The sequence below is a fragment of the Desulfonauticus autotrophicus genome (assembly GCF_055381725.1).
Map to the genome: position 1 here is coordinate 1,848,592 of NZ_AP042395.1, position 12,356 is coordinate 1,860,947.

The window sequence follows — 12,356 nt, forward strand, 5'->3', positions numbered from 1 at the left end:
AATGAGTAAGAAACTATCTCCAGAAGAAGCCAAAAAAGAAGCTTTGGAAACAGCTTTAACCACTATTGAACGCAAATTTGGGCAAGGGGCAGTGATGAAACTTTCTGACCATGCCCATTTAAAGGTTCCAGCTATCCCTTCAGGCTCTATTTCCCTGGATTTAGCTTTAGGAGTAGGGGGGATTCCCAAGGGTAGAGTGACGGAGATTTTTGGCCCGGAATCTTCTGGAAAAACTACACTGGCTTTACATGTAATTGCTGAGGCTCAAAAACAGGGTGGAGTAGCAGCCTTTATTGATGCCGAGCATGCCCTGGATGTGGATTATGCAAAAAAATTGGGCGTTAAAACCGATGAACTTCTTATTTCTCAACCTGATTATGGTGAGCAGGCTTTGGAAATTGCCGACCTCTTGGTGCGTTCTGGAGGAGTGGATGTAGTAGTTGTGGATTCGGTAGCAGCCCTTATTCCCCAGGCTGAGTTGGAAGGAAAAATGGGAGAAACCCAGGTGGGAAGCCAGGCCAGGCTTATGTCCCATGCCATGCGTAAACTCACAGGTACCATTCATAAATCCCGTACTGCTATTATTTTTATCAACCAGATTAGAATGAAGATAGGGGTTATGGGCTATGGCAACCCTGAAACCACTACAGGAGGTAATGCCCTTAAGTTTTATTCCTCCATTCGTCTGGATATTCGCAAAATTCAGACCTTAAAGGATAAAGATGAAGTTTATGGCAATAGAGTAAGGGTAAAAGTCGTTAAAAATAAGGTAGCCCCGCCTTTTAAGGAAGCTGAGTTTGATATCCTCTATGGTCGAGGAATTTCCAGAGAAGGTGAACTTTTGGATTTGGGCGTAAATCTGGGAGTTATTGACAAGAGTGGAGCCTGGTATGCCTTTGGAACTGAACGTTTGGGACAGGGCAAGGAAAATGTACGCCAGCTTCTTTTGGAAAATCCTGAACTGGCCAGGCGTATAGAAGAAGAAGTTCTGGAGAAGTTGGGTTTGGGAAAGAAAAAGGAAGAAGAGAGTTCTTCAGAAGTTAACCAGGAAAACAAGTAAAGGGAGTGAAAATCGACCATGAAGGCCAAAGAAATTCGCAAGAGATTTTTGGAATACTTTCAAAAACAGGGTCACACCATTGTTCCCAGTTCTCCTTTAGTACCCAAAGACGATCCGAGCTTGCTTTTTACCAATGCTGGCATGGTGCAATTCAAGCAGGTCTTTTTAGGGCAGGAAAAGCGTGCTTATATCAGAGCTACCACTGCGCAGAAGTGCCTGCGGGTAGGTGGTAAGCACAATGACCTGGAAAATGTGGGCAGGACAGCCAGGCACCATACTTTCTTTGAAATGTTAGGCAATTTTTCCTTTGGCGACTATTTTAAAAAAGAGGCTATCCAGTTTGCCTGGGAGTTTTTGACCCAGGAGCTTAAGCTAGACCCCAATAGATTGTATATCACTGTGTATAAGGACGATGATGAAGCTGCTAGTTTGTGGCAAGAGGTAGCTGGCGTGCCCAGGGAAAGGATCTTTCGCCTGGGAGAAAAAGATAATTTCTGGGCTATGGGTGATACCGGTCCTTGTGGTCCTTGCTCAGAGATTTTGTTTGACCAGGGAGAAGAAATGGCCTGTGGCCCCAATTGTGGTATTGGGGTTTGTGATTGTGACCGCTATCTGGAAATCTGGAATCTGGTTTTCATGCAATTTAACCGCGATGAAGCAGGCAAGCTAACGCCCTTGCCCAAGCCCAGCATTGATACGGGCATGGGTCTGGAGAGAATTTCTGCAGTTTGCCAGGGAGTTCATTCCAATTTTGATTCAGATTTATTCCAGGGTATTATTGGCTATCTGTGTGACAAAGCCAAAGTAAAATACAAAGAAGATGAAGATATAGATACAGCCCTTAGAGTTATTGCCGACCATTTGCGAGCCATTTCCTTTATGATTGCTGATGGAATTTTGCCTGCCAATGAAGGACGGGGCTATGTATTGCGCCGTTTAATTCGCAGGGCCTATCGTTTTGGACGCCTTTTAGGGTTTAAGGAGCCTTTTCTTTTTGAATCCCTGGCCAAGGTGACAGAAGAGATGCAAGAGGCCTATCCTGAGCTTTTAAAAAGCGAATCTTTTGCCCGGGATGTGGTTTTAAAAGAAGAGGAAAGGTTTTCTCAGACTCTGGATAAGGGACTTGGTATTTTAGCAGAAGAAATGGAAAATTTAAAAAAGGCTCAAAAAAAGGTATTTCCTGGAGACTTGGCTTTTAAATTATATGATACCTATGGTTTTCCTCTGGATATCATTAGAGATATCACTGAAAAGGAAGGTTTGGACTTAGATGAAGCAGGTTTTGAAAAGTACATGCAGGAGCAAAAGCAACGGGCCAAGGAAGCCTGGAAAGGCAGCGGAGAAAAGGACTTAACTTCCCAGTTTGCCTCTTTGGTAAAGCAAGAGGCCAAGAGTGAGTTTATTGGCTATGAATTTTTAAAGGGAGAAGGAGTTATTACCTATCTCTTAAATGAAAAAGGCGAGATAGTTTCTGCTTTAAATAGGGGTGAAGCAGGTTATATAGTCACGGATAAGACTCCCTTTTATGGTGAGAGCGGTGGCCAGGTAGGAGATAGAGGCCGGATTGTGGGGCCAAAGGGTAAAGCAGAGGTGGTAAACACCTTAAAGGTGAGTAAAAGCCTGATTCTGCACCAGGTGAAAGTCCAGGAAGGAAATCTGCAAGAAAAGGAAACGGTTTTACTGCAGGTAGATGAAGGCGATCGCATTGCTACTGCCAGAAACCATACGGCCACCCATCTTTTACACGCAGCTTTGCGTAAGGTATTGGGTGAGCATGTAAAACAGGCTGGCTCTCTGGTAGAGCCCAAAAGGCTACGCTTTGACTTTACTCACATAAAGCCTGTAAGCGAGGAAGAATTAAAAAAGATTGAAGCAGAGGTAAACAGGGTTATTCTTTCTGGAGTGGAAGTGGAAACAGAAGTTATGGATTATGAAGAGGCAGTGCAACAGGGAGCAATGGCCCTTTTTGGTGAGAAGTATGAAGATAAGGTGAGAGTGGTCAAGGTGCCTGGATTTTCTGCGGAGCTTTGCGGAGGTACTCATCTCAAAAATACCAGCCAGGCAGGGTTGTTTGTCATTGCCAGTGAAGAGGGTGTGGCAGCTGGCGTAAGAAGGATAGAAGCTTTAACTGGGTTTGAAGCTTACAAATATGTTCAGGAAGTAAGGGATACTCTTAAGGAAGTGCAAAGTAGCTTAGAAGTGGGAGCCAGGCAGGTCGTGGATAAGGTGAAGAGCCTGGTTCAAGAAAATAAACAACTGGTCAGGGAAAATAAACGACTCACCGAAAAACTTGCTGCCAGGCAGGGAGCAAACCTGTTAGAAAACATAGAGGAAATTGCAGGAATTAAGGTGCTTACAGCCAGGCTGGAGGTGGAAGATATAGAGGCTATCCGCAAGGTAATGGACAACTTAAGGTCCAAACTGGAATCAGGCATTATTTTGCTGGCCAGCAACAATCAGGGTAAGGCACTTTTGCTATTGTCTGTTTCCAAGGACCTGCATGAAAAGTTTACTGCCCCGAAATTGATTAAAGAGGTAGCCAGAGAAGTTGGCGGAGGTGGAGGCGGAAGACCTGATTTAGCCCAGGCTGGCGGTTCTCAAGGGGAAAATATAGACAAGGCCTTTGCCAGGTTAAAGGAAATTGTGGCTCAAGGCTAAGAACAATAGGGAGAGGCGAATGGGTTTTAAGATTGTAGCCAAGCGAAAACTTATTCCAGGCAGGGTAAGTGAGTTGACTATTAAGGCTCCAGATATTGCCAGAAAAGCCAGGCCTGGAAACTTTGTCATCCTCCGTTTAACTCCAGAGGGAGAAAGAATTCCTTTGACCATTGCGGATAAGTATCCGCAGAAGGGAGAGATTGTAATTGTTTATCTGGTGGTGGGCAAAACCACTGCCCTTCTGGAGACCTTTGAGGTGGGGGATGAAATTTTGGATGTGTGTGGACCTTTAGGTAAACCCACCTGCATTGAGAAAAAGGTAAAGTGGTTTGCGTAGGTGGAGGTACAGGCATTGCAGCCATGCACCATATTGCCAAGGGCCATGCTGAAGCAGGCAACGAAGTGATTTCAGTAATTGGAGCTAGAAGTAAGGATTTGCTTTTGTTTGAAGAAGAACTTTCCAGGTTTAGCACCAGGGTTTTAGTGGCTACGGATGATGGTTCTTATGGGCACAAGGGACTGGTCACAGAAGTACTGGAAAACTATCTCCAGGCCGAACCAGAGGTAAAGGAAGTAGTTGCTGTTGGACCTGTGCCGATGATGCGGGCTGTAGCTGAATTAACCAGAAAATATCAGGTTAAAACCACGGTGAGTTTGAATTCCATTATGGTGGATGGCATTGGCATGTGTGGAGCCTGTAGAGTAAGTGTGGGCGGTAAGGTGCGTTTTGCCTGTGTGGAAGGACCAGAGTTTGATGCCCATGAAGTAGATTTTGCTGAACTTATGCGCAGGCTGAGGTCTTATATAGAGCAAGAACAACTTTCTTATAAACAATTTTGTGAGTGCCATGGAAAAAAGGAAAAAAGTAAAATAAAACCCAGGACTCCCATGCCCGAGCAGGATCCTAAAGAGAGGATTCAAAACTTTTCTGAAGTGGCTCTGGGATATTCTTGGGAAGAGGCAGTTCAAGAGGCTAAAAGATGTTTGCAGTGTAAAAAGCCTACCTGTCAGCAGGGTTGCCCTGTGGAAGTGGATTGTAAGGGCTTTATTAAGTTTGTGGCTGAAGGAGACATTGAAAAGGCCTATAAAAAGATTCAGGAAACCAACAGTTTACCTGCGGTGTGTGGGCGAGTTTGCCCGCAGGAGCACCAGTGTGAAGGCAAGTGTAAACTCAATCCCACAGGTGAGCCCATAGCCATTGGCAGGTTAGAGCGCTTTGTGGCAGACTCCTATTATGCCAAACATCCCTGTGATGCTTTAAGCGGGGAAAGTACCTGCCCTATGGTTAGGGAGGACTTAAAGGTAGCAGCTATTGGCTCTGGCCCCAGCAGTTTGACCTTTGCAGGTTTTTTGGCTGCCAGGGGGATAAAGGTAACTATTTTTGAAGCCCTGCACGAACCAGGAGGAGTTCTGGTCTATGGTATTCCTGAATTCAGGTTGCCTAAAAAAATTGTGCATACAGAACTAGAAGCCCTGAAGGCCCAGGGAGTAGAGATAAAGTGTAATTATGTAATTGGCAGTACCCTTTCTCTGGAGGAGTTATTTGAGCAGGGGTATAAGGCTATTTTTATTGGGGTTGGAGCTGGTCTTCCCAGATTTTTGGGTATTCCAGGCGAAAATTTAATCGGTGTTTATTCTGCCAATGAATATTTGACCAGGGTCAACTTAATGCGCGCTTATCTTTTCCCCAAGTATGACACTCCCCTGCCTCAAGGAAAGGAAGTAGTGGTCATTGGCGGGGGCAATGTGGCCATGGATGCAGCCAGAACTGCTTTAAGATTGGGAGCCAGAAAGGTCTCCATTGTGTACAGAAGGACCAAGGCAGAGATGCCTGCGCGCAGAGAAGAACTGGAGCATGCAGTGGAAGAAGGCGTAAACCTGGAAATCCTTTCTTCTCCCTTAGAATTTGTGGGAGATGCCGAAGGACGCTTAAAAACCCTTAAAGTACAAAAGATGGAACTGGGAGAGCCAGATGAAAGTGGACGCAGACGGCCAGTACCCATTGAAGGAGCTATTGCTGAGATAAAGACTGATTTGGCTATTATAGCCGTAGGAACCAGGTCCAATCCTTTGCTCCTGGAAGCTACTCCTTCTTTGAAACTCAATAAATGGGGTTACATAGAAGCTGACCCTGAGACTGGCGAAACTTCTATTCCCAATGTGTTTGCTGGAGGTGATATTGTAACAGGTGCAGCTACTGTGGTTCTGGCTATGGGAGCGGGTAAAAAGCTGCTAAGGAAGTGGCAAGGAGGCTTTTGGGTTAATGAAGATTGCTGGGATTAAGTTTAAAGATTATGGGCCTGTATATTACTTTTCCTGTGCAGAAGTAGAGGTTCAACCTGGAGATAGAGTAGTGGTTGAGACCCAGGAAGGGCCTGGGCTGGGCACAGTGGTGCTTTTAAAAGATAAGCTTCCTCAAGATTTTAGTGCAGAAGATTTAAAGCCAGTACTTAGACTGGCTACCCAGGAAGACCTGGAGCAAGAATTAAGTAATAAAAAATTAGCCCAGGAAGCCTATAAGTTTTGCAAAGAGAGGATAGAAGCGCGTGAGCTTCCCATGAAACTGGTGGATGTGGAAGTCTATTTTGATCGCTCCAAGATAATTTTTTACTTTACCGCCCCTACCAGGGTAGACTTTAGAGAACTGGTCAAGGACTTGGTCAAAGTCTATCGCACCAGGATTGAGCTCAGACAGATAGGTGTGCGGCATGAGACCCAGATGATTGGGGGGATTGGTAATTGTGGCCAGATTTGTTGTTGCCGCAGATTTTTGCGCAAGTTTGAGCCTGTGACCATTAAAATGGCCAAGGATCAGAACCTTTTTCTCAATCCTGCCAAAATTTCTGGAGTGTGTGGAAGACTGCTTTGCTGCCTGGCCTATGAAGAGAATCACTATCTGGAATTTCAGGAACAATTGCCCAAAATAGGCAAGCGCTATCAGACCCAAAAGGGTTTGTTACGGGTGGTGCGGGCCAATATTTTTAGACAGACCATTACTGTACTCAATGAAGAAGGGCAGGAAGAGGAGATTCCTTTAAGTGAATGGAAATCCATAGTTATGGAAGAAGAAAATTAAAAGCTGAAGGAGAGAAATAGTGAATACTTTTTTTGTCACTACTCCCATTTATTATGTCAATGCTGAGCCTCATTTAGGTCATGCCTATACGACCATTATTGCTGATGCCATTAATCGTTTTTATCGCTTAAATGGCTATGAAACCTTTTTCCTTACCGGTACTGATGAACATGGGGATAAAATTGTTCAGGCTGCAGAAAAGCATGGTAAAACCCCTCAAGAATATGTAGATACAATCAGTAATATCTTTAAAAATACCTGGCCTGGCCTGGAAGTTGAAAATTCCTATTTTATTCGCACAACCAGTGCAGAGCATAAAAAAGTAGTACAGGCTTTTTTGCAAAAGGTTTATGATGCAGGAGATATTTATTTTGGAGAATATGGTGGTTTTTACTGTTTTGGTTGTGAGCGTTTTTATACAGAAAAAGAACTGGTAGATGGTCTTTGCCCTGATCATAAAACTGAACCTACCTATTTGCACGAGAAGAATTACTTTTTTAGAATGAGCAAATACTTAGAGCCCTTAAGGCAATACATTGAAGAGCATCCTGACTTTATCTGGCCAGAGCGTTATCGCAACGAAGTGCTGGGCCTTTTAAAAGAGGACCTGGGAGACCTTTGCATTTCCAGGCCCAAAAGCCGGCTTACCTGGGGAATAGAGCTTCCCTTTGATTCTAACTTTGTCACTTATGTCTGGTTTGATGCCCTTATCAATTATATCTCTGCCCTGGGCTGGCCTGAGGGGGAAAATTTTAAAAAATTCTGGCCCAATAGTTATCACATTGTGGCCAAAGATATTTTAAAACCCCATGCTATTTTCTGGCCTACCATGCTTATGGCTGCCGGGCTTCCTTTGTACAAAGGGCTTAGAGTCCATGGCTACTGGACGGTCGATGAAACCAAGATGTCCAAAAGTTTGGGCAATGTGATAAAACCCCTGGAATTAAAGGACAAGTACGGATTGGCTCCCTTCAGGTACTTTTTGTTGCGAGAGATGCATTTTGGCCTGGATGCCAATTTTTCAGAAGAGGCCTTTGTCAATCGCTTAAATTCTGACCTGGCCAATGACCTGGGCAATCTTTTTAGTCGTGTTTTGACCATGACCAACAAGTATTTTGCCGGTAAGGTACCTTCAGCAGGTAAACTGGAGGCAGAAGATGAGGCTGTGATTGGGATTGGACTGGAAAGCATAGCCAATTTTCAAAATCTTTTTGCCCGTTTTCAATTTGCCAGGGCCCTGGAGAGTTTGTGGGAGTTTGTGCGTTATTTAAACAAGTATATTGACCAGACTGCTCCCTGGCAATTGGCCAAAGAAAAACAAGAAGAGCGTTTGGCCACAGTAATTTACCTGCTTTTGGAGGGTCTTAGAAAAATTGCCCTGCATTTGTGGCCAGTTATGCCTTCGGTTAGCGTGGAGATGCTAAAGCAGCTGGGGGTGGACTTTGAGGTGCAAAAGGTGGATTTGCTGGCTGAAAGTAAAGAATGGGGTAAACTGGAAGCAGGGTTAAAGGTAGCCAAAAAATCCAATCTTTTCCCCAGGCAGGAAATTAAGCTGGAGCAAAATAAAGAAGCTGCTTCTTCTGCTTCACTTAAGGAGAAAAAGGAGTATGTTTCTTTTGAAGACTTTAAAAAACTGGATTTAAGAGTGGGCAAAATTTTAAGCGCCACCAGGGTGGAAAAGTCAGATAAACTTTTAAAGCTGGAAGTGGACTTGGGTGAAGATAAACCCAGGCAGATTATTGCGGGTATTGCTCCTTATTTTTCTCCTGCAGAGCTAATGGGAAAAGAAGTGATTGTGGTCAGCAACCTGAAGCCCAGGAAGATTTTTGGTCAACTTTCTGAAGGTATGGTTTTGGCTGCCAATGATGGGCAAAGTTTTGCCCTCTTAACAGTGTCTAAGGAAGTTAAAGAAGGCACAAAAATAAGTTAGGGAGTATAGTTATGCAAGGTCCCAAACCCTTTTTAGAACCAGGTAAGGTAAGTGCTCTGGCCTCTTTGGTTAATTATAACCCTCAGGCTATTGTGAGTAGAACCCTGATTCAAAACCAGGCAGGCACAGTAACCATTTTTGCCTTTGATAAAGAACAGGCTTTAAGTGAGCACTCTGCGCCTTTTGATGCTCTGGTGCAGGTTTTAGATGGCGAAGCTGAGATTACCATTGCTGGAGAAAAACACCTGGTAAAAGCTGGAGAAATCATTTTAATGCCAGCTAACATTCCCCATGCTGTAAAGGCCGTAAGTGCCTTTAAAATGTTGCTTACCATGTTAAAAAGCAAGTAGCTTTAAGAGCAATACACCTGGGAAGGAGTAACGCTTTAAGGCGATATAGTATTCCCAGGTGTAAATTAAGTTTTATCTTTTGAAACTTGCCAGTAAAGATGCCGCCAAAAGCTTTCCATCAAGCAACTTTTTTATAGAATTGCTCCTTTCATCCCTAACATCTCCCATTCAAAATTTACAACATTCTTTTCCTCAGAGCTAAATTCTATACCCACCAGGTAAATTTCTTTAGATTTATTTAAATACTTCTGTGCATAATCTCTTTCTTTTATCTGTTTTAAGGCTTCTCCTTTCTTACCATCAACCTTAAATTCCAGAATGTAAATTTTATCCCCTACAAATAAGGTCAAATCTATTCTGCCTTTATTTGTTATATCTTCACCAATAAGGTCTATCCCCAGCGATGAAAGGTAAGTATATACTACGCTTGCATAAAAACACTCATACAAATTTAAATCATTTTTGGTATAATTTGTATATGGTATTGAGGAAAATAGAGAGACAAGAGTTTTTTTAAAATCTTCAAGCTTTCCATAATAAAGAGATTTTATCAGTGATTCTTTAATTTTAGTATCGCTATTATAAAGATAACGAATTATGTAGTCACTTAAAGATATCTGAACTTCCAGATTGGGTATTCGAAGTTTGTATTCTATAGATTGCAAAAGGTCATTGTGTATAACTTTATCTATGGTCAAATAACCTGATTGATAGAGTAACACCTCTAAATCCATATACTCTATGTCAAAACTTGATAGTATTTTCTTATCCACTGTGAGGTTAGTAAGATTCGGTAAAAAGTAGTTTTTTTCTTTTATTAATTTAATCAAAAAGGACGGAGTACCTGTCTCAAACCAATAATTATCAAATATATAATCATTGGCTATAAACTGCAATATATCAAAGGGATTATAAACATTATCCTTTAAAAAATTATAGCCATTATACCACCGTTTCACCTTTTCCATATCCACCTTTTCTAAGTAGGGCTTAAAAATTGTCTCTAAATCATGCTGGGTATAGCCGCAGATATTTCCAAATCTTGGATTTAGGGATATGTCAGTTAGCATATTTAAGCCACTAAAAATTGATGCCCTGGAAAACTTGCTAACCCCTGTTAAAAAGGCAAATCTGATATATGCATCGTTATCTTTGATAATAGAGTAAAGCCCACTTAAAAATTCTCTATTTATCCTGGCCTGCTCCATATCTTCTATAACATCCAGTATGGGTTTATCATACTCATCGATTAAGATTACAACCTTTTGATTGTATTTTTCATAGGTTTTTTGTATAAGATCATTAAAGCATGAAGATGGATTACCTATATTTTCACATTCAATACCAAGTCTTTTCTGATTTTTTTTAAAAATATCTATTGCTCTTTCTTCAACTTTTTGCAGGGTACTTAAATCCCCTGTCCAGCTTATTTTAATTACAGGGTATTTTTCTTCCCACATCCATTTGTCATAGATATATAACCCTCAAAAAGCCTTTTATTCCCTTCAAAAAGCTCCTTTAAGGTATCCAGAAAAAGAGATTTTCCAAACCTGCGGGGACGGGAAAGAAAAACATACTTATAGTTTATTGCAAGCTCATAGGCTTCAAAGGTCTTATCTACATATACATAATTGCCCTCTATAATCTCACTAAAGGTCTGTATTCCTATGGGTAGTTTTTTCATCTTCTTGCTCCTGAATTTGGTTGAGTAGCATATTGGATGAGTGGATAAGTTGTTGAGTGGAATAGTAGAATAGTGCTTAATTCTTCCTGGTTACTCCTTGCATTCAATCCACTTATCTAATCAACCACTCAACTACTCATCTACTTAACTACTCAACTAATCCTCAACAGCTCATCCCGTCAATCTCTTCCTGGAATAGACTCCACAAGCTTTGATTACAGGGATAAATTCTATCTTTTTTAGCTTTTATAAGGTTTTACTTCTTAAATATACTTTTAACAAAAGATCTACTTCCCAATACCCTAGCATCTGTGAAATATCTACATCTATATCTAAACAAATCCACATTTGTTAATTTAAAAACCTTTTTACGCTCTTCTTTTAATATATCTTTATCTAAAGCTGCTTTTTACTAGCTTTTAAGGATCTTTTTTCAGTTTTTTACAAAATTAAGCTAACTCTATTTTATTCGTTGAGGTACTTTGAAAAAGAAGGTTAAGTTTTTTTTGCTGTAAATTTTTTGTGCATATGGTATCTTTTCTGAGTTTTGATCTTTCCATGTTATAACTATAATATATGGGATTAAATATCAGCAATAATATTTGATGGTGCAAAAAATCTGTTTGAGTACACTTTTTTACATTATCAGGATAAATCATAAAAACTCTAAAAATTCTCCTCTCGCCTAGGTTGAATTTTACCCTTTTCCCTAGAGAGGAATGGGAACAAGATAAGAAGATTAACACACCCTTATCTTAAACTAGCCTAGGCGACATCTTTTTTGACTTAGTGGATTCTTACCTTTGTATTATCCTAGTTTCTGATTATCCTAAGAGACTGGCTTTTTATCTTTTGGTTCGTTGTTATTTGGCAACTCATCAAAGTATCCCAGAAATCTCAAAGAAATGGAATAGGTTGATTTTTCTAATTTAATTTTTTCTCCTATGTTAATTATATTGTCTTTGGTATAAAAACCACCATCTTTTTGGTCATAATAAAAATTAGCTTTTTCTAAAAATGTAATACCAATTATGTCATTGTCATCTAAAACTATTTTATTTTCAAGCATTAAATAGTTTGGCCCTTCTTTTGCAGTTAGTTCTTTTGACTCTCCTACGCAAAGGTAAGAATCATCTTCCATTTTTCTAAATATTTTTATCTTAAATACTGTTGGTCCAGCAAAGTATCCAGCAATTCCTCTGATTTCATCACCATTTTTAAAATTTTTTCCCAAATAAATTACAGTGGAACTTTTAGAGTAGACCTTACTCCTTTTAATTAATTCTCCTCCTGCATAATCCATAAGGGCTTTTTCATTTGAAAGAGTATCTATCTTTACTAATAGTTCTCTTAAAAAGATTCTAAACTTTACCCTAAGGCTTGAGAGTTCTTGAGAACCAAACTCCTTCTCTTTTGATAATATTTCATTTAATTTTTGGCATTGGTCCAGTTTTTTGTGCAGCTCTTGGTTTTTATGAGTCGCTTGAGTAAGCTCATTTTGTAATCTTTTATTTTCTTTTTTTAGGATTTGCATGTTTTGGGAGCAACCCAAACAAAAGATAATAAGTATTACAAATAGATTTCTCATAAAAAGCTCC

Annotated in this window: 8 protein-coding genes and 2 pseudogenes; 7 read left to right on the forward strand and 3 right to left on the reverse strand. The window is 40.8% G+C overall.

Features of this window, described 5'->3' with window-relative positions; translation table 11 throughout:
- Window position 1: 1 nt before the first annotated feature.
- From recA to ACZ42F_RS10495, 7 genes and pseudogenes are all read left to right on the forward strand, one after another.
- A complete protein-coding gene (gene recA, locus ACZ42F_RS10465) occupies window positions 2-1,060 on the forward strand; it encodes a recombinase RecA (RefSeq protein WP_464278937.1) in 1,059 nt (352 codons plus the stop codon).
- Between the two features lie 18 nt (window positions 1,061-1,078).
- On the forward strand, window positions 1,079-3,718 hold the full coding sequence (alaS, locus tag ACZ42F_RS10470; RefSeq protein WP_464278938.1) for an alanine--tRNA ligase: 2,640 nt from the start codon (window positions 1,079-1,081) through the stop codon (window positions 3,716-3,718).
- A gap of 19 nt (window positions 3,719-3,737) precedes the next feature.
- Window positions 3,738-4,570: pseudogene (locus ACZ42F_RS10475) on the forward strand (sulfide/dihydroorotate dehydrogenase-like FAD/NAD-binding protein); the annotation flags it as partial.
- A 36-nt stretch (window positions 4,571-4,606) separates the two neighbouring features.
- A pseudogene (gene gltA, locus ACZ42F_RS10480) lies at window positions 4,607-5,982 on the forward strand (NADPH-dependent glutamate synthase).
- Entirely contained in the window at window positions 5,982-6,794 is an 813-nt protein-coding gene (locus ACZ42F_RS10485; protein ID WP_464278939.1) for a PSP1 domain-containing protein, read from the forward strand. Before gltA ends, ACZ42F_RS10485 begins: the two are co-directional and overlap by 1 nt.
- Before the next feature lie 19 nt (window positions 6,795-6,813).
- Window positions 6,814-8,724: a methionine--tRNA ligase gene (gene metG / locus ACZ42F_RS10490; RefSeq protein ID WP_464278940.1), complete on the forward strand. Its 1,911-nt coding sequence runs from the start codon at window positions 6,814-6,816 to the stop codon at window positions 8,722-8,724.
- A gap of 11 nt (window positions 8,725-8,735) precedes the next feature.
- Complete coding sequence (locus ACZ42F_RS10495; protein ID WP_464278941.1) at window positions 8,736-9,074, forward strand: cupin domain-containing protein; 339 nt, start codon at window positions 8,736-8,738, stop codon at window positions 9,072-9,074.
- Between the two features lie 131 nt (window positions 9,075-9,205).
- Here the strand turns inward: ACZ42F_RS10495 and ACZ42F_RS10500 are convergent, their stop codons facing one another.
- The 3 genes from ACZ42F_RS10500 to ACZ42F_RS10510 form a co-directional block, all read right to left on the reverse strand.
- Window positions 9,206-10,534: an AAA family ATPase gene (locus ACZ42F_RS10500; RefSeq protein WP_464278942.1), complete on the reverse strand. Its 1,329-nt coding sequence runs from the start codon at window positions 10,532-10,534 to the stop codon at window positions 9,206-9,208.
- Window positions 10,510-10,758, reverse strand: coding sequence for an AAA family ATPase (locus tag ACZ42F_RS10505; protein WP_464278943.1), 249 nt, complete (start codon window positions 10,756-10,758; stop codon window positions 10,510-10,512). The genes ACZ42F_RS10500 and ACZ42F_RS10505 overlap by 25 nt, the downstream gene beginning before the upstream one ends.
- A gap of 829 nt (window positions 10,759-11,587) precedes the next feature.
- Entirely contained in the window at window positions 11,588-12,346 is a 759-nt protein-coding gene (locus ACZ42F_RS10510) for a GAS domain-containing protein (RefSeq protein ID WP_464278944.1), read from the reverse strand.
- Between the last annotated feature and the right edge of the window lie 10 nt (window positions 12,347-12,356).